Source organism: Treponema pedis, assembly GCF_017161325.1.
In the GTDB taxonomy this organism is placed as follows: domain Bacteria; phylum Spirochaetota; class Spirochaetia; order Treponematales; family Treponemataceae; genus Treponema_B; species Treponema_B pedis.
In genome coordinates, this window is the sequence record NZ_CP045670.1 from 1,499,888 (window position 1) to 1,523,515 (window position 23,628).

At 38.2% G+C, this 23,628-nt stretch carries 20 protein-coding genes and 1 tRNA gene; 8 read left to right on the plus strand and 13 right to left on the minus strand.

Annotated elements, in window-relative coordinates:
- Positions 1-156: 156 nt before the first annotated feature.
- From DYQ05_RS06745 to DYQ05_RS06765, 5 genes are all read right to left on the minus strand, one after another.
- Positions 157-630: an SMI1/KNR4 family protein gene (locus tag DYQ05_RS06745; protein WP_206183137.1), complete on the minus strand. Its 474-nt coding sequence runs from the start codon at positions 628-630 to the stop codon at positions 157-159.
- Positions 631-639: 9 nt separating this feature from the next.
- Positions 640-1,623 carry an RHS repeat domain-containing protein gene (locus DYQ05_RS14335; RefSeq protein WP_206184113.1) on the minus strand — a complete coding sequence of 328 codons (984 nt, stop codon included), beginning with the start codon at positions 1,621-1,623 and terminating at the stop codon, positions 640-642.
- A 52-nt stretch (positions 1,624-1,675) separates the two neighbouring features.
- Positions 1,676-2,122 (minus strand): hypothetical protein, encoded by a 447-nt coding sequence (locus DYQ05_RS06755; RefSeq protein ID WP_024465563.1) that lies wholly within the window; start codon positions 2,120-2,122, stop codon positions 1,676-1,678.
- A gap of 8 nt (positions 2,123-2,130) precedes the next feature.
- Positions 2,131-3,777 carry an RHS repeat-associated core domain-containing protein gene (locus tag DYQ05_RS06760; protein ID WP_206183138.1) on the minus strand — a complete coding sequence of 549 codons (1,647 nt, stop codon included), beginning with the start codon at positions 3,775-3,777 and terminating at the stop codon, positions 2,131-2,133.
- 238 nt (positions 3,778-4,015) lie between these two features.
- The gene (locus DYQ05_RS06765; protein ID WP_206183139.1) at positions 4,016-5,320 is read right to left on the minus strand and encodes an NCS2 family permease; all 1,305 of its coding nucleotides are present in this window, start codon (positions 5,318-5,320) and stop codon (positions 4,016-4,018) included.
- Between the two features lie 218 nt (positions 5,321-5,538).
- On the opposite strand from DYQ05_RS06765, the gene DYQ05_RS06770 reads away from it, so the two are divergent.
- The 5 genes from DYQ05_RS06770 (at position 5,539) to pflA (ending at position 11,181) form a co-directional block, all read left to right on the plus strand.
- The gene (locus DYQ05_RS06770) at positions 5,539-5,802 is read left to right on the plus strand and encodes a hypothetical protein (RefSeq protein ID WP_252723264.1); all 264 of its coding nucleotides are present in this window, start codon (positions 5,539-5,541) and stop codon (positions 5,800-5,802) included.
- An 87-nt stretch (positions 5,803-5,889) separates the two neighbouring features.
- Positions 5,890-6,912 (plus strand): SPOR domain-containing protein, encoded by a 1,023-nt coding sequence (locus DYQ05_RS06775; RefSeq protein ID WP_206183140.1) that lies wholly within the window; start codon positions 5,890-5,892, stop codon positions 6,910-6,912.
- Positions 6,913-6,915: 3 nt separating this feature from the next.
- Positions 6,916-8,079 (plus strand): cobalt-precorrin-5B (C(1))-methyltransferase CbiD, encoded by a 1,164-nt coding sequence (gene cbiD / locus DYQ05_RS06780; protein ID WP_206183141.1) that lies wholly within the window; start codon positions 6,916-6,918, stop codon positions 8,077-8,079.
- A gap of 138 nt (positions 8,080-8,217) precedes the next feature.
- Positions 8,218-10,458: a formate C-acetyltransferase gene (gene pflB, locus DYQ05_RS06785; RefSeq protein ID WP_206183142.1), complete on the plus strand. Its 2,241-nt coding sequence runs from the start codon at positions 8,218-8,220 to the stop codon at positions 10,456-10,458.
- Positions 10,459-11,181, plus strand: coding sequence for a pyruvate formate-lyase-activating protein (gene pflA, locus DYQ05_RS06790; protein WP_024465559.1), 723 nt, complete (start codon positions 10,459-10,461; stop codon positions 11,179-11,181).
- Between the two features lie 44 nt (positions 11,182-11,225).
- Here pflA and DYQ05_RS06795 read toward each other — a convergent pair whose 3' ends face one another.
- Complete coding sequence (locus DYQ05_RS06795) at positions 11,226-11,678, minus strand: Hsp20/alpha crystallin family protein (protein WP_020965254.1); 453 nt, start codon at positions 11,676-11,678, stop codon at positions 11,226-11,228.
- Positions 11,679-12,189: 511 nt separating this feature from the next.
- Here DYQ05_RS06795 and DYQ05_RS06800 point away from each other — a divergent pair.
- Positions 12,190-14,367 carry a DUF4954 family protein gene (locus DYQ05_RS06800; protein WP_206183143.1) on the plus strand — a complete coding sequence of 726 codons (2,178 nt, stop codon included), beginning with the start codon at positions 12,190-12,192 and terminating at the stop codon, positions 14,365-14,367.
- 132 nt (positions 14,368-14,499) lie between these two features.
- The gene (locus tag DYQ05_RS06805) at positions 14,500-15,180 is read left to right on the plus strand and encodes a YkgJ family cysteine cluster protein (RefSeq protein WP_194077331.1); all 681 of its coding nucleotides are present in this window, start codon (positions 14,500-14,502) and stop codon (positions 15,178-15,180) included.
- A 10-nt stretch (positions 15,181-15,190) separates the two neighbouring features.
- Here the strand turns inward: DYQ05_RS06805 and DYQ05_RS06810 are convergent, their stop codons facing one another.
- Together DYQ05_RS06810 and DYQ05_RS06815 are read right to left on the minus strand one after the other, a co-directional pair.
- A complete protein-coding gene (locus DYQ05_RS06810) occupies positions 15,191-16,225 on the minus strand; it encodes a PTS sugar transporter subunit IIC (RefSeq protein ID WP_024467491.1) in 1,035 nt (344 codons plus the stop codon).
- A gap of 136 nt (positions 16,226-16,361) precedes the next feature.
- Positions 16,362-16,434 (minus strand) — tRNA-Ala (locus tag DYQ05_RS06815).
- A gap of 86 nt (positions 16,435-16,520) precedes the next feature.
- Here DYQ05_RS06815 and DYQ05_RS06820 point away from each other — a divergent pair.
- Complete coding sequence (locus tag DYQ05_RS06820; RefSeq protein WP_206183144.1) at positions 16,521-17,036, plus strand: hypothetical protein; 516 nt, start codon at positions 16,521-16,523, stop codon at positions 17,034-17,036.
- A gap of 140 nt (positions 17,037-17,176) precedes the next feature.
- Here the strand turns inward: DYQ05_RS06820 and DYQ05_RS06825 are convergent, their stop codons facing one another.
- Genes DYQ05_RS06825 through DYQ05_RS06845 form a run of 5 tightly spaced genes read right to left on the minus strand, consistent with a single transcriptional unit; the run spans position 17,177 to position 23,439 of the window.
- On the minus strand, positions 17,177-18,907 hold the full coding sequence (locus DYQ05_RS06825; protein WP_206183145.1) for an ABC transporter ATP-binding protein: 1,731 nt from the start codon (positions 18,905-18,907) through the stop codon (positions 17,177-17,179).
- Positions 18,894-20,615 carry an ABC transporter ATP-binding protein gene (locus DYQ05_RS06830; RefSeq protein WP_206183146.1) on the minus strand — a complete coding sequence of 574 codons (1,722 nt, stop codon included), beginning with the start codon at positions 20,613-20,615 and terminating at the stop codon, positions 18,894-18,896. Before DYQ05_RS06830 ends, DYQ05_RS06825 begins: the two co-directional genes overlap by 14 nt.
- Positions 20,616-20,629: 14 nt before the next feature.
- Positions 20,630-21,397, minus strand: coding sequence for an ABC transporter ATP-binding protein (locus DYQ05_RS06835; RefSeq protein ID WP_038099334.1), 768 nt, complete (start codon positions 21,395-21,397; stop codon positions 20,630-20,632).
- A gap of 1 nt (position 21,398) precedes the next feature.
- Entirely contained in the window at positions 21,399-22,439 is a 1,041-nt protein-coding gene (locus DYQ05_RS06840) for a FecCD family ABC transporter permease (protein WP_020965262.1), read from the minus strand.
- On the minus strand, positions 22,426-23,439 hold the full coding sequence (locus DYQ05_RS06845; protein WP_020965263.1) for an ABC transporter substrate-binding protein: 1,014 nt from the start codon (positions 23,437-23,439) through the stop codon (positions 22,426-22,428). The genes DYQ05_RS06840 and DYQ05_RS06845 overlap by 14 nt, the downstream gene beginning before the upstream one ends.
- Positions 23,440-23,628 lie beyond the last annotated feature (189 nt).

The window sequence follows — 23,628 nt, forward strand, 5'->3', positions numbered from 1 at the left end:
CTTCTTCTTTACGGACTCTTCCGTAAATATCTAACGTCCGCTCCCAAACTTTATTGCCTTGCTCGTCGGCAGCTAAAATCGGTGTACCTAAGTGGTCGCTAATTATGTTAAAATGTTACGAACAATTATTATGTTATTATCATATTAATGTGTATATTATTTAAGTGTCCAATTTTCTAATGAAGAACAAAAATCATCAAAATTAGGAGCTACTGTTATCAATCCTTCTTCAATTGAATACTCATGATAAAAAACTTTAATTACTCCTGTTGATATTTCTATCCAAATATCATTACCGAATCCATCATCAGCAAAAGGAATATGAGTTTGGGTAAAATAATCTAACCCGGTATTATTTTCTATTTGGAGCTTTCTCGTCTTAATTATATCATCAAATTTTAAGAAAAAACCTATTTCTATTTTATCCCAATCTCCTTTTGTGATAGTATAAAACGTATGTCTAAACATCATTGCTTGCTTAGGAAAAAAAATGCCATCATATATTAGGTATAATTGAATAAAACTATCAATTTTATCACAATTAATTCCTAATAATTGTCTTATTTCTTCTTCGGAAAGTTGAGATTCTCTACCTTCATAGAGTAATTTTCTGTCTTTAAATAAATTCATTTTTTATCTTTATTGTTTACATCCATTTTTATTTCTTCGTTTTGTAGCTTCATCTATTGCTTCTTGTGTATTATACTTAAAACCTGTATCATCTTTAAAGTCTTTTGCTCCTCCTGTATGCCCTATTTTATGATAATCTTTTTTTACAATTTGCATTGTCATTTCATTTGTTTTAGGGTCATACGAAACATGATGAACCCTATAATCATCAGACCATACATCTTTATTTTTAGTTTTCTCATACACTGCAACTTTATCTCCTGCATGACTGCCCGTTGCTTGTATTTTAATTAGTCCACCCGGATTGTCGGATGTAATAGTTGCAGGATGCAAGGCTTCTCCAATAAAAGAAAGGTGTCCCGTTAACCCCAATGGGTCTATCCAACTATTGGAATTGTGAACATAGCTGTATAAGTTCAACCCACCTGCAATAGAAATCGGGTCTTGGCTGATGTAACAACCTGTCTCCGAATTATACCACCTGTACCGGTTATAGTAAAGTCCTTCTAATTCAGCGTCTTCTATTTGTCCGACTTGCCTGAACGGTATAAAAGTTCGCTCTCCTTTTAGCTTTTTCAGTCTGCCGTATATGTCGTAATCGCAACTCCATACAAGTTCGCCGTTATCGTCTATCGCCTGTATCGGTCTGCCTATATGGTCGGTTATAATACTGTACGATTTACCGTTTACAAGCTTTGCCGTCGGGGTAAAGCCCTCGAACACCCACGTTGTTATTTCATCTTTCTGTTTGCCCTCCTTTTTTATCTCATGCAAAAGTACATTTTTATCCCAAATGTACAAAAATTCGCGGTTGCCGTAGCTTTTGCTTATTCGCCTGCCGAAAGCATCGTACTTGAAGAATATCTTTTTACCTGTCGATGGGGTGGTTACGCTTTTCAGACTGCCGTTGGCGTTCCATTCGTAACTGTAACAGCATATTCCCCAAGAAGTATCGGGCTTTTTGCCTTGCCTATGAAATGGGCTTTTAAGTATTTTTCAAAAATGATTTTTTAGTAATAAATTTGGAAAATTGTCCATTACCACATTACTTATTATTCTCTCCATAGAATACCCAACCCTTTAATTTTTTCCTTTTAAACTCTTTTGTAAACCCCTCACTTACCCAAATGCCTTTATCAAAAAATATAGTGTCTCTTTTGGAATGGTTCATAATATGCAATAGCTTGTGATTGGTATCTATTAAATTATTATCTGAATATATGTTAGCTTTTATCCATTCAAACTCCCCTTTATAATGTTCTTCAAGAAGAGACATCGCCTTTGAGTTTAACAAATAGATATGAACTTTGTTTATAGGGATGCAGTCCCATTTCTCTGCAATAACTTCAAAATTATTAAAATCCAAACGAATAGTTAAATCAATAGGTTCTATGTCCCTAAATAAAAGATAATCAAGCTCATCCTTTTGGCAAGAAAACTTTCCATACTCTCCATTAGGAAAATTACTGTTAGTACTTATCAAATATTTCATAATTTAATTTATATTGAAAATTTACAAGAAGAGTTTTTTCTTCTATTTTTGTTTAATGCTATCTCTCCTTTATTTAATTTATCTCTAACTTTATTTGTTATATCATCCAATGCTTGTTTGTATTGGTCTTGTGTCCAATTTTCTTTTTTACCTAATAAAACTTTCTCATCCATAGCATCTGCTATCAACTCTGAATAAATGTTATAATGTTTTCCTGAATGTATTGAACTAACATTATCCTCTGTATTATATTTTGTAGGTAAATCAATCTTATTGGTTGAAGATTGCAAAAAATCATTAGGGTCTTTATATCCAGCTAAACTAATCAAAGCATGATTTTTAGTTAAATTATTTTTATCACTAATAATATGATGAGATTGAGTAGTATTATTAAGACCAAATACATCAATCCAACTGTTCGGGTCTTTCACATACCCATAAATTGTAGGATTTCCGCCCGCCAACCCTATCGGGTCTTGGCTAATATAAGTACCTGTGTCAGGCGAATAATACCTATACCTATTATAACATAAATCTGTCTCACTGTCAAAGTATTGACCTTGATACAAAAAACAACAGAACCCCTTTTCGCCTTTTTCTTTGCGTATTCTGCCGTAAATATCAAGTTCTCGCTCCCAAACTTTATTGCCTTGTGTATCTATGGCTTGTAAAGGTGTGCCTAAATGGTCTGATATTATGCTGTAAGATTTATCGCCCTGTATCTTAGCGACAGGTGTAAATCCTTGAAATACCCACGTCGTTATTTCGTCTTCCTGTTTGCCCTCCTTTTTTATCTCATGCAAAAGTACATTTTTATCCCAAATGTACAAAAATTCGCGGTTGCCGTAGCTTTTGCTTATTCGCCTGCCGAAAGCATCGTACTTGAAGAATATCTTTTTACCTGTCGATGGGGTGGTTACGCTTTTCAGACTGCCGTTGGCGTTCCATTCGTAACTGTAACAGCATATTCCCCAAGAAGTATCGGGCTTTTTGCCTTGCCTATGAAATGGGCTTTTAAGTATCAGATTGCCTTCGCAGTCGTAGTAATAATACCAACTCCGTTTACTGTCGTGTTCAAGGCGGCTGTTGTAATATATACGGTCGGTGAAGTCGGGGCTTTCGTACAGGTTGCCGAGCTTGTCGGCTGTACGCCATACCTCTTCTTTGCCGCCATAGACCGCCCGCGTCAAAAAGCCTCTATCGTTGTACTCGAAGGCGGTTGTTTCGTTCGTTTTAAGGTCTATTATCTTCGCAAGGCGGTCGTCTGTGCCCCATCGGTATTCGCGGTCAAGGTGTGTGTGTCCGTTCGATACCGCATTCTGATAGCGGACACGTCCCAGTTTGTCGCGGCGGGTGCGGGAGGTCAGTCCGCCCGAGAGGGTTCGCTGTATCTCTAAGCCCTGACGGTCGTAGTCTATCGTTGCCTGCCACCCTTGAGCCTCTATACCCGTTATGTTGCCGAGGCTGTCGAGCTCCGTTGCTATGTCGGCTCCCGAACTGCTCGCCGTATGCGTGCGTCTGCCGAGTATGTCGTATCGGCTTGTGATTTCGTGTCCGTTGCACGTTTCACGGGTGATGTTGCCCATTGCATCGCGGTCGAACTCAACTATCGAATCGGCATTGCGGGCTGCTTTCAGTAAGCCTTTTTCGTACAAAAATCTCTCTTCGCTGCCGTCGTGATAGCTTACCCGCGTAATGTGTCCTGCGGGGTCGTATTCGTACTGCGTATGGCGTTTGCGTATCGCTCGTGCGAAAAAAATAACCCGTCCGCGATTGGGGACGGGCAGGTGATTTATTCTATCGGTTTAATTTGATTGTTATCGTATCTTCGCATAATCGTTAGACTGCAAAATCTTAACCGTTTTGAACTTATTGTAAATTAGGTTATAATGCTTAAAATTTAATTATAAATTTTCCTGCAAAAATAATAAACAATATCCAAGTTACTATCGGTATATCTTTAAATTTCCCTTTGATGCATTTTAAGATTACATAAGAGAGAATACCGAAGACAATTCCGTCGGCAATGCTGTAGCAAAACGGCATCATAATCATAGTAATAAATGCGGGGATTCCTTCCGAAGGGTCTTTATAGTTAATTTCTCCCGCCTGACTCATCATTAAAAATCCTACAATAATTAAAGCAGGTGCAGTTGCAGCCGAAGGTATAAGAAGGAAGAGGGGAGAAAATAATAGAGCCGCTATAAACATTGCCGCCGTAGTTAACGAGGTAAGTCCCGTTTTTCCGCCTGCGGCGACACCCGCCGTGCTTTCAACATAACTTGTAACGGTAGAGGTTCCGAGGCATGCCCCTACTATTGTTCCTATTGCGTCCGCTAAAAGTGCTTGTTTTACTTTGGGAACGTTTCCGTCTTTATCGGTAAGATTTGCCTGTGCCGATACTCCCACTAAGGTTCCTACCGTATCGAAAATATCTACAAAAAGAAAAGAGATAAATACGACAAAGAATTTAAACGACAATACATTTGAAAAGTCGAAATTAAAGACGGCGGGAGAAGCGGGCAGGCTTACCGGTGTCCACCCTTCCCAGCCGTCCGCAGGTTTTGTTATTCCCATAGGAATCCCTATGGCTGTAGTAATCAATATTCCTATTAAAATCGCTCCCGGTACTTTTAAGATAAATAAGGCGCAAGTAATAATTAAGCCTATAATTGCAAGCAGGGCGGGGGAGCCGTAAGAAAAGGTGCCTAAGCCTACAAGTGTTGCAGGATTATCCGTAATAATTCCTGAATTTTGAAGGGCTATAAACGTAATAAAAATACCTATACCTGCTGCAACGGCTTTTTTAAGGTTTGCGGGGATTGACTTTATGATTGCTTCTCTAACATTAACCGCCGAAAGAAGAACGAATAAAACGCCTTCCAAAAAAACCGCCGTTAAGGCTGCCGCAGGCGAATAGCCTAAGCCCATAACTACGCTGTAAGTAAAAAAAGCGTTTAACCCCATTCCCGAAGCAAGGGCTACGGGCAGATTTGCCAAAAATGCCATTGCAGCCGTTGCAACGGCTGCGGATAAGGCTGTAGCGGTAAAAACCGCTCCGCTGTCCAACCCCGTTTGACTTAAAATCCCCGGATTAACCGCCAGGATATAAGCCATTGCCAAAAAGGTTGTAATACCTGCAAGAATTTCAGTGCGCACACAGGTGTTGTGCTCTTTAAGTTTGAAAAGCTTTTCCATAAGAATGAACTCCTTGCGGTAATATAGCATATTATTTTTTTTCTAACAATAGATGATATAAACTCTGTCTTTGCTATCTTGTTTTTTTTTATTTTTTCTAATATAGTTAAAGCTGCGCGGTTAAATACAGGATTTTAATTTACCGTGTTTTTGCAACGGGCGCTTTTAAAAGAAGTTCCCGGCAGGAAGCGTAAAAATTTTATCTTAAGGAGCTTACTATGCCTTGGAAGGTAATTTATTTTTTGTTTATTATTTTAGCCTTCGCTTTGTTTGCAGGTTTTAATATGAACAACACTTGCGATGTTTCTTTGGTTTTTTATACATTAAAAACCGTTCCCGTGTATGTAATCAATTTATTTTCTTTTTTGATTGGAATTGTACTTACCGTTCCTTTTTTTTGGGGAAATAAAAACGGAATGCCAAAGCTCCGAAACATCAAGGGTTTTCTTCCGCCGCTACCGATAACGAGGTTTCGGGAATAAAGAATGTCGATTTAAAACCGCAAAAAAGAACTTGGTTTTGGAATAAGAAAAAAGTTTCAGGCGGTGAAAGTGCGGGTTTTTCTTCCGATGCCTGATAAAAAATGCGGAATGACGCATCTTAATTTAAAAGCGGCTCTTATAATTTTACTTTCTTTTTTTATTCCTCAAGTTCTGTTTTGCGGAAATGAAATATCTTCCAATGTGCAAAAGCTGATTGAAAAGGCTTTTATAAAAAAAACGCCTGAAGCGGTTATCGCTTTTATAAGTGCGGAAGCTGAAAAGTCGGTTCGACCTGCCGAAAAACGGCAAATCCTTATTATTCTTGCCGATTACGAAGAACGCTTTGATTTTTTTAAGGAAGCCGTAAACCATTATTTAATTGCCGCGGAAAATGCACCACTTGCCGAAAAAAAAACTCTTTTATTAAAGGCTGCCGGAGCCGCCGTTTTGGCCGACGATATGAATAAGGCCTCCGAGCTTTGCAATGATTTGCTCTTACTTGTACAAACTCCTATGTCGGAAGAAGACGCGAAAATAATTCTTTATTCAGAGTGGCTTAAACTTAAATTCTACGAAGAAGGCTCTAAGGAATTTTCTTCCGCGATTTTATCTATGAAAAAGCACGTTACCGATTCCGCTTTTAAAGAATTTCATCCGGCTCTGCTTTTAACCTTATGGTGGATTGAAAACGATAAAAGGGCTGAAAATACTCTTTTAAAAAAATTCCCTAACAGTATTGAAGCGGGTATCGTGCGCGGCGAAGCCGTACTCTCTCCCAAAACTTTTTGGTATTTAATGCCCCGCTCCTTTGCATTTACCGAAACGGAGGAAGAATCGGAGCCTTTAATAGGCAGTATCGAATTACAATCTGCAGGAAGTACTCAGCTTAATCCGCAATCTGCGGCTTTTCAAGTAGGTTTTTTTAAAACGGAAGATTACGCAAGGGCCCTTTTGGCGGAATTATTAAAAAAAGGTTTTAAAGCTTCAATTAAAGAAGATAGGAGGGTATCCGGGCTTTTTTATTCCGTTTTTGTTTTTGCGGACGGAAACGGCGATGTGCTTTTAAGATTAAAACAGGCGGGTTACGAGCCCGTTCCCGTATTCCGGTAGTTTATGAAACTTGATTTATACATCGACAAAGACGGACAAAAACTTAGGTGCGGCTACACTACGGGAAGCTGCGCGGCTGCTGCGGCAAAGGCTGCCGCAATTATTTTAAAAGAAGGCTCTTTTAATTCTTTAAAAAAAGAAACAAAAGAAGGTATAATTTATTCGGTAAAAATAGATACTCCGGCAGGCTATGTTTTAGACCTGCCGGTAGAAAAATTACAGCTTTCAACTTTATCCGAAAATTCCGCCGCTGCGGAAAAATTTCAATTCACATTATCCTGTAAGGAACCTTTTGCAATTGCGGCTGTTCAAAAAGATGCGGGAGACGACCCTGACAGTACGGACGGAATTTTTATCTATGCTATGGTTTCCGCAAGAAATGACGGTATTGTAAACATAGCGGGCGGCGAGGGGATAGGAATAATTACTAAAAAAGGTCTTTTCGGCGAAGTGGGAGAAGCCGCCATAAATCCGGTTCCGCGTAAGATGATTAAAGACGAAGTTTTAAAGGTTTTAAAAACGGGCTGCGATGTACTTATTTTTTCTCCTGAAGGAAAAGAAATAGCAAAAAAAACTTTTAATAAAAACATAGGAGTTGAAGGCGGAATTTCAATAATAGGCACAAAGGGAATTGTTTACCCTATGAGCGAAGAAGCGATTAAAAAAACAATTTACATGGAAATAAACGGCATTGCGGAAAACCGGGGTACTTCCGATATTTTACTTGTTCCGGGAAATTACGGAGAAAAACTTGCGGAAGAATTAAACTTAAAAATTCCGGTCGTAAAAATTTCAAATTATGCGGGAGACGGTTTAACTTACGCTTACTCAAAGGGTTTTAAAAATATAACCCTTTTGGGGCATATAGGTAAATTTGCAAAACTCGCAATAGGTATTTTTAACACGCATAACCGCACCGCCGATACACGTATGGAAGCCTTTGTTTATTATCTTGCTTTAAGAGGCGTTCCTCTTGAAGTCCTGAAAACCGTCAATTCTTTTTTAACGGCGGAAGAGTGTTTTAATTATCTTGTAGAACAAAATCTTCAATCGGTTATAACCGAAATGGAGCGCGGCGCTGAAGAAAGAATAAAAAAGTATTTAAAAGATGAAGAAGTAAAAATAAAGGTTATGATTTATTCTATGAAGCACAGTGTATGCAGCTGACGGATTTATTCATTAAGGAGAAACTTGTTTATTTCTATATTTTTTTATTTTTATGTATTGACATAAATTAAAAAATATGTTAGTAAGTAGGTATCTTTTTTTTGTTTGTTAAGGCAAACAAAAAATCAAGGAGTTTCTATGTTAAAAGAACCTGATTATTTTAATTCTTTTAAAGGTGAAACGTGGAGAAGCGAAGTTGATGTCCGCGATTTCATTCAAAATAATTATACGCCTTATTCAGGCGATGACGGATTTTTACAAGGTCCTACGGAGCGTACTTCCAGGATTTGGAATAAATTAACCGAAATGTTTAAGGAGGAAACAAAGCGCGGGGTTTACGATGCCGAATCGAAAAAACCTCAGGCAATTGACGCTTACGGCCCAGGCTATATTTCCAAAGAAGATGAGGTTATAGTAGGTTTACAAACCGATGCCCCCCTTAAACGCGGTATTTATCCGAAAGGCGGGTGGAGAATGGTCGAAAAAGCCTTGGAGGCTTACGGCTTTACCCTTGATTCCGTTACAAAAGAAATTTTTACAAAATACCGCAAAACTCACAATGACGGAGTATTTTCGGTTTATACCGATGAAATGCGCGCCGTAAGAAAATCCGGTATTATCACGGGACTTCCCGACGCATACGGACGGGGAAGAATTATAGGAGATTACCGCCGCGTTCCTCTTTACGGTGCGGATTTTTTAATTGAAGAGCGTAAAAAAGCTTTAACTCAATTGGACGTTGCGGAGCTTACCGAATCCGATGTACGTTATCGTGAAGAAATAAGCGAGCAGATAAGCGCCCTTGAAGCCTTTGTAAGAATGTGCTCGGCATACGGTTTTGATGTCCGCCGCCCTGCGGAAAATGCTCGGGAAGCGGTTCAATGGCTTTATTTTGCCTTCCTTGCCGCAACGAAGGACCAGGACGGAGCTGCCATGTCTTTAGGAAGAACTTCCACTTTCTTGGATATTTTTATCGAAAAAGATATTGCGGAAGGAACTTTGACCGAAAGCGAAGCTCAGGAACTGATTGACCAATTTATTATAAAATTAAGAATTATCCGTTTTTTGCGCACCCCGGAATATAACGAGCTTTTTTCAGGCGACCCCACGTGGGTTACCGAATCTATAGGAGGAATGGGCGTTGACGGAAGAACCCTTGTAACAAAAACCTCTTTTAGATATTTGCACACTTTGTATAATTTAGGGCCTGCCCCCGAACCTAATATGACCGTTCTTTGGTCGAATCATGCTCCCGAATCTTGGAATAAATTTTGCGCAAAAGTTTCGATTCAAACATCTTCAATTCAATACGAAAACGATGATTTAATGCGCCCCGAATTCGGAGACGATTACGGAATTGCCTGCTGTGTTTCTCCTATGAAAATAGGAAAGCAAATGCAGCTTTTCGGAGCAAGAGCCAACTTGCCCAAATGTCTTTTGTATGCCATTAACGGCGGCCGGGACGAAAAATCCGGGGCTCAGGTAGCACCCGCCTTTAAGCCGATTACTTCGGAATATCTTGATTATAATGAAGTTATGGAGCGCTTTGACCAAATGATGAAGTGGCTGGCGGGCGTTTATATGAATACCTTAAAAATCATTCACTATATGCACGATAAATACTCTTACGAAGCCTTTGAACTAGCCCTTCACGATGCGGATGTGGAACGTATTCAGGCTACAGGTATTGCAGGCTTGGCCATTGTAGCGGACTCTCTTGCGGCGATACGCGATACAAGGGTTCAAGTTATACGGAATGAAGAAGGGCTTGCAATAGATTTTAAACACGAAGGAGAATACGTTCCCTTCGGAAACGATAACGATAAAACCGACCGGCTTGCGGTTATGGTAGCCCGTATGTTTATGAATCATTTACGAAAACACGAAACGTACAGACATGCAAAGGCGACTCAGTCGATTTTAACCATTACTTCAAATGTCGTATACGGAAAAAAGACCGGGGCAACTCCGTGCGGCCGCTGCGCTTGCGAACCTTTTTCTCCGGGGGCAAACCCTATGAACGGACGCGATACGAACGGGGCTATTGCGGCACTTTCTTCCGTAGCCAAATTACCGTTTGAAGATATAGGAGACGGTATTTCATACACCTTTGCCATTGCACCTAATGCACTTGGAAAACACACGGATATACGCATAAATAATCTTACAACTCTTTTAAAAGGATATTTTGAACCGGACGGAGGCCAGCATTTAAATGTAAACGTTTTCGACAGAGCCTTACTTGAAGATGCTATGGAAAATCCTGAAAAGTATCCGCAACTTACGATAAGGGTTTCAGGATATGCGGTAAATTTTGTAAAACTTACACGGGAGCAGCAGCTTGACGTACTTTCGCGGACTATAAACCAATCGATGTAAATGGCATACATTCATTCTTATGAAAGTTTCGGCACGGTGGACGGCCCCGGCTTGCGCTATGTAGTGTTTTTGCAGGGCTGCCCGCTCCGCTGTAAATATTGCCATAATTGCGATACGTGGAATCGGGAAGACGCTCACATAATAGAAACGGCGGAACAAACTTTTCAAAGAATCAGGCGGTATAAACATTATTATATTTTTGCAGGCGGTGTAACCGTTACGGGCGGAGAGCCGCTTGCCCAGCCTGAATATGTAAAAGAGCTCTTTCAAATGTGTAAAAGGGATTGTCTTCACACAGCTGCCGATACATCGGGATTTTACCTTAACGATAAGGTTAAAGAAGCGTTGGAATATACCGATTTGGTTTTACTGGATATAAAATCGATAGATGAAAAACAGCATAAAGATTTAACCGGAGTCCCGTTAGACCCCGTTTTGCATTTTTTGGATTATACTTCATCAATAAACAAACCTCTTTGGATAAGACACGTGGTTGTTCCGGGTATTACGTATAACGAAAAACTTTTAACCGAACTTGCAGGCTTTATAAAAACCGTTCCTAATGTGGAAAAAATCGATTTATTGGCTTATCATACCCTGGGTGTTTTTAAATGGAAAGAAAGCGGAAAAATTTATCCTCTGGAAGGAGTGCCTGCCTTATCAAATGAAGAATTTAAAACGGCGAAAAAGATTTTTACGGATATGGGATTAACTTTAACATAAAGAGCCTAAAGGGGCTTTTAAAAGCCCCTTAAGACTTGCGTAAGTTATTTACGCTTGATTTCGATTTGGCGCGGTTGTGTGTCCGGTTTTTTGGGGATATTTACGGTTAAAACTCCGTTTTCAAAATGAGCCGAAACCTCATCCTGGTTAATATCCTCAGGCAGACTGAACCGGCGTGTAAACTGTCTTGAACTGCGTTCTCGTAGGATATAGTCTACACCGTCTTCTTTTTTCGATTCGTTTGTTTCTTCTTTGTGAGAAGACGAAACCGTCATAACTCTGTCTTTAAGACTGATTTCGACATCTTTTTCGGTATAACCGGGGAGATCCGCCTCCATAATGTAAGCCGTATCCGTTTCGCGGATATCTACGCTCGGTATTCCGCAAGAAGTGTGCTTAATAGGTGCAAAGACTCCGAGGTTTCCCCCGAAATTTTTATCCAGCACATCAATAACGCTGTCCGCAAAGGACGGACTAAAAAGACTTAAACTATTCATATTGTACCTCCGGTTTAAGTTGTAGGTTTTTCAACCTCACTTATATACAAGCAAATTTTATGCTAACTATATTTTTTTTATCCGAGCAGGTTAAAAATTTGATAAGTGTATATCGGATATGGATTTATTTAATTTTTTACTTTTACCGTGTAAATATAAAATTAAAGCCGGTCAATTTTATAAGTAAAAACGGCATAGTGTGCCAAAAAAGCAGTTATAAGTGTGTCATTTTAACACAGTTTATAAAAATAAAATGTCAATACCGGTTTTCTCATAAAAATACAAAAATAAGGAGGAGTAAGAATTTTTATTTTCGGCGGTTTTTATATATCGATAACTTATAAAAAATATTACAGATTGAATTTTAAAAAAAATCTTTAAAAATTTTCGGTTTAGAGTTCACATTTTGTAACTTTATTACCTTAATATGGGTTTTATTCTTTAAATTATCGGCTTGACATAAGATTATTATTTTTGGTATAAAGTTCTCGTGTTTAAGGCGGCATAACTTATGGCAAAAATACAAACTGTAAAATCTTCGGATTTCGGATACAAATTTATAGACGGCAAGTACTTGCCCGAAGGGAAAGATGAGTATTACCTCAGGTTTTCCCAAACTTCTCATATCTCTCATACTTTTAGAAATTTACTTTCGGAAGAAATCGAGCGGCTTGTTAAAAACGGAAATACTTGCAATAACTGGACCGATGTTTTAGTAGAAGACCCCTTTAACATTGATTTAATAAAAAATAATTTATTTGCAGGACTTGTCCGTATAGCCTCAATGGAAGAGTGCTATTTAAAATATCATGATTTTATTGTTCCGGTAGGAATAAGCAACAGCAGAATTATTTCATGCGATATAGGCTCAAATTGTGCAATTCATTATTGTTCTTATCTTTCTCATTATATAATCGGAAGGCGTTCAATTTTAAACAGAATAGATGAGATGAGTACGACAAACCATTCGAAGTTCGGAGAAGGGCTTGTAAAAGACGGTGAAGAAGAATCCGTACGTGTAACAATCGCTCCCATAAATGAAGCCGGCGGACGCGAGATTTTTCCGTTTTATGATATGATTACTGCCGATGCCTTTCTTTGGGCAAGATTCAGGGGAGACCCGGCACTTATAGAAAAATTAAAAACCATTACACAAAATTCAAAAGATTCAAAACGCGGATATTACGGTATGGTAGGTATGGAATCCGTTATTAAAAGCTGTAGGATAATAAAAGACGTCAATTTCGGAGAATGCGTTTACATAAAGGGTGCGAATAAGCTTAAAAACCTTACCGTAAAATCGAGTTCTGAAGAGCCTAGCCAGATAGGGGAGGGGGTGGAACTTATAAACGGAATTATAGGTTTCGGTTCGCGTGTTTTTTACGGAACAAAGGCCGTAAGGTTTTTAATGGGAAACAATTGCGAGCTTAAATACGGTGCCCGTCTTATCCATTCGGTACTCGGGGATAACTCTACAATTTCATGTTGCGAAGTTTTAAATTCCCTTATTTTCCCATATCATGAACAACATCATAATAACTCTTTTTTAATCGCTTCTCTTGTGCAGGGGCAGTCGAATATGGCTGCCGGAGCTACCGTAGGTTCAAACCATAATACACGCGGAAATGACGGAGAAATTATGGCCGGGAGGGGGTTTTGGACGGGCCTTTCAAGTACTTTAAAACATAATTGCCGTTTTGCTTCATTCGTACTTTTATCAAAAGGAAATTATATGTCGGAATTGGATATACCTTTTCCTTTCAGTTTGGTAATGGATAACGCTCATGACGACAGGCTTGAAATAATGCCCGCTTATTATTGGATGTACAATATGTATGCCTTGCAGCGCAATAATAAAAAATTTGTCCGCCGGGATAAGCGCAAAACAAAAATGCAGCATATTGAAACGAATTTTCTTGCTCCCGATACGGCTTTTGAAATTCTTTCCGCATGTTCTATTTTGGAAAAAAGACTGGAAGCCGCTTGGCTTGAAGAAAAAAAAGAAAAATTAAGTTTTAAGAAAATTTTTGAAGAGCATTATGAAGAGGCTAAAAGGCTTTTTGTTACGGCGGAAAATATTGAACGTTCAAAACGTACGGTAAAAATAATTAAGGCTGCGGAAGCATATGCCGCATATACTCAAATGCTTATTTGGTACGGCGTTACGGTCTTAACCGAATATTTTGATAAAACGAACTCTTCGTTTTCCGATTTTGAACCGGCACGAAATACTATTGATATCGATAATTTCGATTTTGCTTGGATAAATATGGGCGGACAGTTAATTCTTGAAAAAAAACTTGATGTTATCCAGGAAAAAATTAAAAAAGATATTTTAAAAAACTGGCGTGAAATTCATACGGAATATGATGCCGTTCAGTCGGAATATGAAAAAGACCGCTCGGAAAATGCTTACGCCGTTTTATGCAAGGTTACGGGAGTGAATAAAATAGATTGCGATAGATGGAATATACTTTTAAATAAGGCCTTGGAAATTTCGGATTATATAGAAAATCAAATTTTTTATACTAAAAACAAGGATTATAATAATTATTTTAGAGGTATTACCTATGCTTCGGAAGCGGAGCGTGCGGCGGTTTTGGGCAAGGTTGAAGAAAATCCCTTAATTGAAGAATCCAAAACGGACAGTTTAGCTTATAAGAACTTGTTTAAAAAATTTATTGTTTAAACCCGATTAAAGATATAAATGAAAAACCGTAATTATTTACAATACCTTACCGTTTTTTCGAGAGATGAAAACACTGTAAAAATCGTTTTCGAAAAATATCTTAGGTAAAATAAAAAACTTTAAGGAAAAATTATGATAAAAGAAGTTCATTCTTTTAAAGATACAAAAACCGCTTCGATGATTTTGCTTCTCGACCAAGTGTATAAAGAAATTGAAGAAGCGGAAGCCGAATGGCAAAAAGCCTGTCCCGTACGCTGTATTGACGGCTGCGGAATGTGCTGCGTTCATTTTGAGCCTGAAATCTATGAAGTTGAAGCTCTTTATTTGGCGGCATGGCTTTTGTATCACCAGAGAGAAAGAGCCTTACAAATTCTTGAAGGAAATTTCAAAGAAAATGTTTTGGATAAGGAAAAGGGCTGTCTTCTTTTCGATATCGATAATCCTCATCATTGTACAGTGTACGGAGGCAGGGCTTTGATTTGCCGCTTATTCGGATATTCAGGCGATAGGGGAAAGGATTTTACGGTACGCTGGCGTCCATGTAAATACTTGGTTTCGCTTGATAAAGAAGGTTCAAATTTAAAACAATATTCACAAAGCGATTTACTTGAGACTTTCGGTATGTTGCCTCCGGTAATGAGCGATTTTACTTCACGTATTTTGTGTTTTATGACGGAAGGTTCTTCGGAAGCCAGACCTATCAGGGACGCTCTTAGAGCGGCGATTGCGAAAATTCTTATGCTTGAAAGATATGCAACGAACTCCGATTTTGAACCGGATACTGACCCTGAAACGCCTCCTTTGGCCTCATAAAAAGGCGGTTTTATAAGTTTAATTTTAAATCGCCGTCTTTAATCCAATTCAATTTGCGTAAAATTGCGGTAAAAATTGCGGTTAAAACGGCGGGGGCTATAAAATGCAAAAGTAAAATCGAAAGATAAATTGTAAACCCCGTTTTTCCTTTATCCGCCATTGCGGTAATAGTTCCTATTTGTCCTACGAATCCGCAAGTTCCCATACCCGAACCCAACGGAATATTTTCGAGTTTAAAAAGCATTGTCGCGGCGGGGCCTAAGACTGCGGCGGTCAGCGTCGGAGGAATCCAAATTCGCGGGTTTTTTATAATATTAGGCATTTGGAGCATACTTGTTCCTATTCCTATTGCAAAAGAGCCTCCTATCCCGTTATCGCGGAGACTCATTACGGCAAAACCTATCATTTGGGAGGCGCAGCCCGCCGTTGCAGCTCCGCCTGCAATCCCGGAAAGAGATAACATCATACAGATTGCCGCGCTGCTTATAGGAAGCGTTAAAATAATTCCGACTAAAACCGAAACCGAAATCCCCATAAAAAAGGGCTGTAATTCCGTTGCATTTACAATTAAGATTCCTATCCGGTTCATAAATGCCGACACTCCGGGGCCTGCAAGTACCGAAACGGCAACTCCGGAAAGAATTGTAATTGCGGGAGTTACTATTAAATCTATTTTCGTTTCGCGGGATACGGCCTTTCCCAATTCCGTGCTTATAATTACTGCAAGGAAGGCTCCCACGGGACCGCCGAATTTGTTTCCGGCGAAGCCCACAATTGAGGCGGAAAAAAGAACAAAGGTATGAGCCTTTAAAGCATGGGCTATCGCAATACCTATTGCAGCTCCCGTCATATCTCTGCAAACAGGCCATACCGTTTCGGTTAAAAATTTAATATTAAAGTATAAACCTATACTGTTTAAAATTGTTCCGACAAGGAGCGAAGAAAAGAGGCCCATAGCCATAGCACCCATAGCATCTATAAAATAGATACGTGCGGAAATATCTATATTTTTTTTTGATAAAAAGGCTTGAAGTTTTCGATTCATTTTGTAAATTTTTACCGCTTGTTATTCCGGATTTTTTAAAAACGTGATAATCCCCTATATAAACTCTTTACGTGACTTTTTAAAATCAGGTAAAAGACTGAAATTCGATAAGTCTATATAGCCAAGGATTTTTTAATGGAGAATAGGGGAATCGAACCCCTGACCTATTGATTGCGAACCAATCGCTCTACCATCTGAGCTAATTCCCCGCTCGACTTGCGAATGTTACAATAAAATTAAAAAAAAATCAAGCGGTATCTTGAAATTTTCTCGGTTTTGCCATAAACTTATTGTTATGAAAAGATATTATGTCTTATTTTTTGCAGGACTTTCATTTTTTTTGTTCAGCTCGTGTAAAAGCTTACCTGAAGCCGCTTCTTATAAACCGGTTAAATCAAAGGCGGATAACGGCATAAAACCTTTGCCCGACTCTGCCGCTAAAGAGCATTTAACGGAAAGGATTTGGATTCTTGCAGGTTTAAAAATGGAAGATAATTTTTTCGGGCTTGATGCGAATATGCGCACGGCAAAAATTAACTTTTTACCTAACGGAGAATTTGAAGCTACGAGCGGAATCAGCGCTTATTACGGGATATGGAAAAAAAGAGGAAAAACGGAAGGTAACAAGTATAATTTTACGATAGAAATAAATTCCGTTAAGACTATAGATACTTTAAATACTATAGGAAAACCTTTTGATGAGGCTTTTCGAAAAAATTTAAAAGACATTGTTTTAATGGAAATCGATGAAGCTTCGATTAAATTATACTCAAAAGAAGGTTCTCTTCTTTTACATTTTGTAAAGATTTAATTTATGCGTCAAAACAAGGGTTTTGACCCGAAAATCCCGAAAAAGTAAAAAAACGGCTGACCCCGACAAATAAAATACCGGAGTGTAGCCGTTTTATTTTTTGATTTTTCTCAAAAACTTACCCTTGCGTTAAGGCCCTTTTATTTCTTTCCTCCAAGAACTTTTTCTCGGAAAAGTGAATTATTCTTTTTCAATTCATCAAAAGTATCGAAAGAAATTACTTTTCCGTCATCTATGAACAGAACTCGGTCGGAGGAACGGACGGATGATACTCTATGCGCTATAAAAAGTAACAATTTATTATGAAAGGAATTTTTAATTGCCAAGTTCAGCTTTTCTTCATTTTCGGAGTCCAATGCGGACTGTGCTTCGTCAAAAATAATAAAAGAAGCTCCTTTTAAAATGGCTCTTGCAATGGAAATTCGCTGCTTTTGACCGCCTGAAAGTTTTAATGCTCTCTCTCCGACCTCAGAATCATATCCGCTCGGCATTTCCATAATAAAATCATGTGCTTGGGCTATTTTAGCCGCGGAAATAACTTCCCCCATAGTCGCCTCCGGGTTACCCATACGAATATTTTCAGCAACAGTCCCTTTAAACAGATAGGTTTCCTGTGTTACAACGGCAACGGCGCTTCTCCATGAATCCAAAGTAAACTCCCGAATGTCTCTTCCGTTCACCAAAATTCTTCCTTCAATAGGGTCCGCATATCGCTGAAGCAAATGAACTATAGTCGATTTTCCGGCTCCGGATTCTCCCGATAAAGCTATTTTTTTATTTTTCTCCAAAGTAAAATTCATCTTTTTAATTTGATTGTCGGAAGAGCCGGGATAAGAGTACACAACATTTTCAAATTGAACGGTTTCAATTTTTCCGTCAAATTTTTCTTTGCCGCAGTCTTCGACTTGAATAGGTAAATTTAACAGATGAAAAACTCTACTTGCGGCGGCAAATACACTCGAAAACTGAGTTGACATGGAAATAAATTTGGAAAAAACAACAAAAAGACTTCCCGACATCGCCAATATCACGGGAATCCATTTAACATCTAAAGATTCACTGCGGTAAAGTTTATTTGCAATCAGTAACATGGTGATATTCATCAATGCCATAATCGACATTACATAAACCCATTCATGAGACCTTCTTTGAGCATCTTTCCGTTTTGTTTCATCATAGGTACGAACGGTTCGGAAAAGATTTGTTTTGTACTGTTTTAATAAATTAAAGCTCATAATTTCCCGCAGTCCCTGTATTCCGTCAATTACCGCATTGGACAACTTACCGTAAGATTCACGAATATTTTTTCCGTCTTCCTGTGATTTTCGGTTAAATAAAAACGGACAGAGTAAATACAAAACAATCCATAAGAATGAATTGACGGCAATCCAATAATGAATATAAAAAAAGAATATTTCCAATGAAAGAAACATAAGAATACACGCCACATAAATATTGACGGTATGGGCATAAAACCATTCTATCAAATTCATATCATTTGAAGCGATACTTGTGATTTCCGAGCTCATCATCGGGTTGGAAAACGACGGAAGCGCTTTTTCCAAACGGCAATACATTTCATACCTCATTTCGTAAAGCAGGCGATAAGCAATATCATGTTCCGTCCACATATTCAAATATCCGAAAATACTGTGCAGCACCGTAAAAAAAATCAGCAGCATAAATATCAAAGGATAATTCGTTTCCGCTCCGCGAAAAATATTTCCGACAACAAAAGAAACCAAAAAAACGTTGATAATAGGCAAAACTTCATAAATGCAGCATATCACACAATTTAGGACCATATATTTTCGAATTCTTTTAAGATATCTTATCAGATTTAAAAATGTGTGCAATCTATTTTGTTTCATAAAGTCCTCCTTGCTGACTCTCCGCCATATTTTTAAACTCAGGACATGAGTTGAGCAATTCCTCATACGTTCCCTCGGCGATAATCTCTCCGTTTTTTAATATATGACAACAATCCGCATTTTTTATTGTACTTAATCTGTGGGCAATAATAAGTGTCGTCTTCCCTCGAACCAAGCGTTCCATGCTTTCCTGAATTGCTTGCTGATTTTTTTCATCTAAGTTGGAAGTGGCTTCATCTAAAATCAACAACTCCGCATTTTTTAAAAAACAGCGGGCAATTGCAACGCGCTGTTTCTCTCCGCCGGAAAGTACATTTCCATTCTCGCCTAAAGAACTGTCCAATCCTTGTGGGAGCTTGGCAACAACTTCCGAAAGATTGGATAATTGAACGGCTTCCATTAAATCCCGTTCCGTCGCATCGGCTTTTGCGAACAATAAATTTTCTCGAAGAGTTCCGTGAAAAATATACGGATGTTGCCAAACGGCACCGATTTTATCACGCCACATATCCACTGTGCTTTCGGACAAACCTACACCTAAAAATTCGACACTCCCTTCCGTGTAAGGATACAATCCTGCAATGACGGAGGCGAGCGTGGATTTTCCGTCTCCTGATTTTCCTATTAAGGCATGAATTTTTCCTGCTTCCACTTCCAATTCAATATTTTTCAATATCGATTGTCCTTCATAATATGAAAAGGACAGATTTTTAACCTTTAAACATTCTTTTTGATGAGCCGTAAAAGCGGTTCTCCAATGTGATTTTTTTTCTTCAAAAAAAGATTGAAGAGCCGCTGAAGCGGTTAAACCGTGATATCCCAAGTGCCATGCATTCATCAAAGCGTAAACGGGAGAAAAACAGCTGCGAATTAAAAATAAAATAACGACAACATCCTGTATGTTTAAAACGCCTTTTAATGATAAGTAAGCGGAGTATGCAATGGAAATGATGGAACCCAAATTTGCCGACATTTCAAACAAAAAATTTTCAACGGTGGTAATTTTCATGTTATTCATTGTTTTTTTATGAATTTTTTTTGAAATATCTTTCATGCGTTGTTTTCTGATTTCACAAGCTTTTAAGTTTTTTAAAGTTTCCATTCCTTGAATATTATCCAAAAACTCGGCGCTGAATTGTTCATATTCTTTCCATACATCTACACCCGTACTCCATAAGTATTTATATGTAAGTGAGGGGACGAAAAGTACTCCCAAAATTCCCAACAGAGCAATTACGGCAACCGAAAAATTAAAATAGGCGATGTAAACCGTACAGCCTATCGAAACAAAAAATACATTAAGTAAATTCGGAATATAAATGGAATAATAATAAGCTAAAGCCTCGATGCGGTCCAAAAAAATCAAATTTAATTTCCCGGTTCTTTCTTCATTCAAATGTTGTAAACCCAAAGAATACAAATGGTCATAGGCGCGGCCTCTTAAATTTTCTTTAATATTCGATTCCGTTTTGACCGTAAAATAATTAATGGAATACTTTAATAAAATTTGCGAAACAAGGGTAAAGAAAAAAAATACGGCATAATACCGAACATCCGTTGTTTTTAAAATAATACCGTTAATCATTTTTGAAATCATAAATGCCTGACAAATAGAAGCTATTCCGAATAAAAAAGTCAAAATCGACAAAAGAAACATTTCTTTTTTTATCCGCCAAACCAGCCGCAACAAAATTATGTTAATTAACATTCTTTTCTCCTAATTTAAATGGAGCCGTGAATCAGCACCCGATACTTTCCGTTATTTGTTTTTATAATGTCTCCGTCAACATGAAAAATTTCGTGTAAGAGCTCGGAATCCATTACCTGATTAAAAAAGCCTTTTTTCACCACCTGTCCTTCATTTAAAACATAAAGATAGTCGCAGTATTCCAAAGCAATGCTCAAGTCATGAAAAACAGCCAAAACCGTCTTTCCAAGGTTTTTAATCAACTTCATCAAATGCCATTGATAATATACATCTAAATGATTGGTAGGTTCGTCCAAAATAAAGACTTCCGTATCCTGAACCAGCGACCTTGCCATCAAAATCCTCTGCTTTTCCCCGCCTGAGAGTGTCGAAAACAATCGATTTTTCACCTTCTCCATTCCGACATATTTTAATGCGTCAACCGCCAAATCCATATCCTCTCGGTTATTTCCTTCATATATTTTCTTATGCGGAGCTCGTCCCATCAGCACCATTTCCAAATTGGTGTAATCAAATGCCAATTCATTTTCCTGTTTCATGACAGTCATAAATCGCGCAGTTTCTTGAATGCTCATTCTGTTAATATCTTTTCCGTTAATGAAAACGGTCTTATTTACTACAGGCAGTACTCGATATATATGCTTTAACAAAGAAGTTTTTCCGCTCCCGTTAGGTCCTATGATACCTACAAACTGTCCCTCGGATATGCTTATATTGACGGAATTTAAAATCCGGCGATTGTTCAATTCATAATTCAAATTTGAGACGCGTATTCTCTCCATATCAAATACTCCCGGTTCTTTTTTTTCTAATAATCAAGTAAATAAAGAACGGCCCTCCAAAAAATGCCGAAAAAATACCGACTGCAATTTCTTTCGGAGCAAGTAATGTTCGGGATAAAATATCCATACATGCTAAAAAAATACCGCCTACAATAAAAGACATAATAAACAAGCGTCGATTGTTCGAGCCGAATATCATTCTCGTTGTATGCGGAATAATAAAACCGATAAAACCGATTAAACCGCTGGCGGAAATAATCGTTCCTATCAATATGGATATAAAAACAATAATGATTTTCTTTAACCGATTGGTGTCTATTCCAAGCGTTACGGCAGTTTCTTCACCCAAGGAAAATAAATCGAACTGACCGCCTGCAATGCTGAACACAATCATACTCAAAAAAGAAACAATGACCGGAAGCAGGATATTATGCCACCTCGCTGCGGATAAGGTTCCCCACATCCACATGGCCGCACTTTCCATAATAAATGCGTTCGGAAGCATGGTAATAATCAAATGGCTCATAGCATTTAAAACAACAGATACCGCCATGCCTGTCAACACTAAGTTATTTGTTGAAACTTTTTTTCCTCTCATACCGATAATATACACAATAACCATTGCCAACAAAGCACCGAAAAAAGCAAAGAGCGGTGCAATATAGGAAAGAGCTGCTTTTCCGCCGAATAACAGAAAAGCCGTACTGACCATTACTGAAGCACCGCTGGATACGCCGAGTATATAGGGGTCAGCTAAAATATTTTGAGTCAGCGCCTGCATTGCACAGCCTCCAATCGCCAATCCCCCGCCTACCGCCAATGCCAATATCATACGGGGCAACCGCATATTCCAAAGAATTGTTATTTTGCTTTGCTTAAATTGACTTAAATCCCAGGAAAAAAGTTTACCGAAAATAATTTGTACCGAATCTTTAACGGCAATGTTTTCAGAGCCGAAACTGACCCCTGAAATAATAACCGCAAATCCTATCAATAAAGTGAAAAGGACTGCCGGAATAAACCGCTTTTTATTTAAACACATCAGGATGAATCACTTCTGCAATCTTTCTAATTCCGTCGGCATTATGCAAACTCGGGAAATATTCAATTCCAGTTAAAGAAATATAATTTTTATTTTTTACGGCTTTTACATCCGCCAACTCCGGCAAACTTTCCAAATAAGCGATTTTTTCTTCCGTTTCATTTTTGTCCCAGTACTCAATCAATATAATATACTCAGGGTCTCTTGTAATGATTTGCTCTATCGTAGCTACATCAAAGTCGGAATCAAAATCGGAAAAGACATTATCGGCTCCGGCAAGTTTTAAAAGGTTATTTTGAAATCCTTTACCTCCCGGTGTCATAATCCCGGTTCTATCTTGATAGTCAAATACAAAAACATTCACAGGCTTTGAATTCTTTATTTTATCCGTTACCTCGGAGATTTTACCTTTGTATTCCAGAATCAATTCATTCGCTTTTTCTTCAACATGAAATATTTTGCCTATGTTTTGAATGTCTTCATACACCGCTTCCATAGTCAAATACTCTCCGTAAGTACCTTTCGAAGCATAGTATTTTATTTGATTTTTCTCAAAATCATCCATCGGTGCTACAAAATCCGGAGTAAAATGATAAGACATACAATATATCATGTCCGCTTCATTCGTCAACACCGATTCAAAAGAAGGAACTCCTTTAGCTTTACCGTCCGGCAAAACGGAAATCCCTTCCAATTTTTTACCCAAATCAGGATAACAATGGTCTGAGCGATACATGCACCCTGTCAATCCCGCAATCCGATTTTCCAATCCCAATGCCGCCATCACTTCCGCATTATCATAACCTACAACAACGACCTTTTCAGGAGCTTTATCAAACTTAACTTCTTTATCCATAACTTGAATGGAAACTGCCGACTTCTCTTTGGAAGTATCCCGTATCGACTCTTCGGCAACGTTATCCGCCTCTTTTTGACACCCTGTCATTATCAACAATACAACCGATATCATTGCCATCAATACATAATTTTTTTTATTCATAAAAAGACCTCCTCATATTTTATAAATAATATGAATATTTTTATATATTTACTTAACTAACCTCATTAAGTATATCTTATATTTTTATTATAAGCTAAGGCTAACTTTTTGTCAAGCAAAAAACGAAGATTCCGGCAAATAAAGGGGCTTTGCACAAAAAGTCGCCGAAAAAAAGCGGTGCTTTAAAAC

Bases quoted from the DNA above. Each gene is read 5' to 3' on its own strand.
- cbiD (WP_206183141.1), top strand. From the start codon at position 6,916: ATGAAACTTGATTTATACATCGACAAAGACGGACAAAAACTTAGGTGC.
- DYQ05_RS06745 (WP_206183137.1), bottom strand. From the start codon at position 630: ATGAATTTATTTAAAGACAGAAAATTACTCTATGAAGGTAGAGAATCT.
- DYQ05_RS06805 (WP_194077331.1), top strand. From the start codon at position 14,500: ATGATAAAAGAAGTTCATTCTTTTAAAGATACAAAAACCGCTTCGATG.
- DYQ05_RS06845 (WP_020965263.1), bottom strand. From the start codon at position 23,439: ATGAATAAAAAAAATTATGTATTGATGGCAATGATATCGGTTGTATTG.
- DYQ05_RS06820 (WP_206183144.1), top strand. From the start codon at position 16,521: ATGAAAAGATATTATGTCTTATTTTTTGCAGGACTTTCATTTTTTTTG.
- pflA (WP_024465559.1), top strand. From the start codon at position 10,459: ATGGCATACATTCATTCTTATGAAAGTTTCGGCACGGTGGACGGCCCC.
- DYQ05_RS06840 (WP_020965262.1), bottom strand. From the start codon at position 22,439: ATGTGTTTAAATAAAAAGCGGTTTATTCCGGCAGTCCTTTTCACTTTA.
- DYQ05_RS06795 (WP_020965254.1), bottom strand. From the start codon at position 11,678: ATGAATAGTTTAAGTCTTTTTAGTCCGTCCTTTGCGGACAGCGTTATT.
- DYQ05_RS06770 (WP_252723264.1), top strand. From the start codon at position 5,539: ATGCCTTGGAAGGTAATTTATTTTTTGTTTATTATTTTAGCCTTCGCT.
- DYQ05_RS06810 (WP_024467491.1), bottom strand. From the start codon at position 16,225: ATGAATCGAAAACTTCAAGCCTTTTTATCAAAAAAAAATATAGATATT.
- DYQ05_RS06835 (WP_038099334.1), bottom strand. From the start codon at position 21,397: ATGGAGAGAATACGCGTCTCAAATTTGAATTATGAATTGAACAATCGC.
- DYQ05_RS06755 (WP_024465563.1), bottom strand. From the start codon at position 2,122: ATGAAATATTTGATAAGTACTAACAGTAATTTTCCTAATGGAGAGTAT.
- DYQ05_RS06765 (WP_206183139.1), bottom strand. From the start codon at position 5,320: ATGGAAAAGCTTTTCAAACTTAAAGAGCACAACACCTGTGTGCGCACT.
- pflB (WP_206183142.1), top strand. From the start codon at position 8,218: ATGTTAAAAGAACCTGATTATTTTAATTCTTTTAAAGGTGAAACGTGG.
- DYQ05_RS06830 (WP_206183146.1), bottom strand. From the start codon at position 20,615: ATGTTAATTAACATAATTTTGTTGCGGCTGGTTTGGCGGATAAAAAAA.
- DYQ05_RS06800 (WP_206183143.1), top strand. From the start codon at position 12,190: ATGGCAAAAATACAAACTGTAAAATCTTCGGATTTCGGATACAAATTT.
- DYQ05_RS06775 (WP_206183140.1), top strand. From the start codon at position 5,890: ATGCCTGATAAAAAATGCGGAATGACGCATCTTAATTTAAAAGCGGCT.
- DYQ05_RS06825 (WP_206183145.1), bottom strand. From the start codon at position 18,907: ATGAAACAAAATAGATTGCACACATTTTTAAATCTGATAAGATATCTT.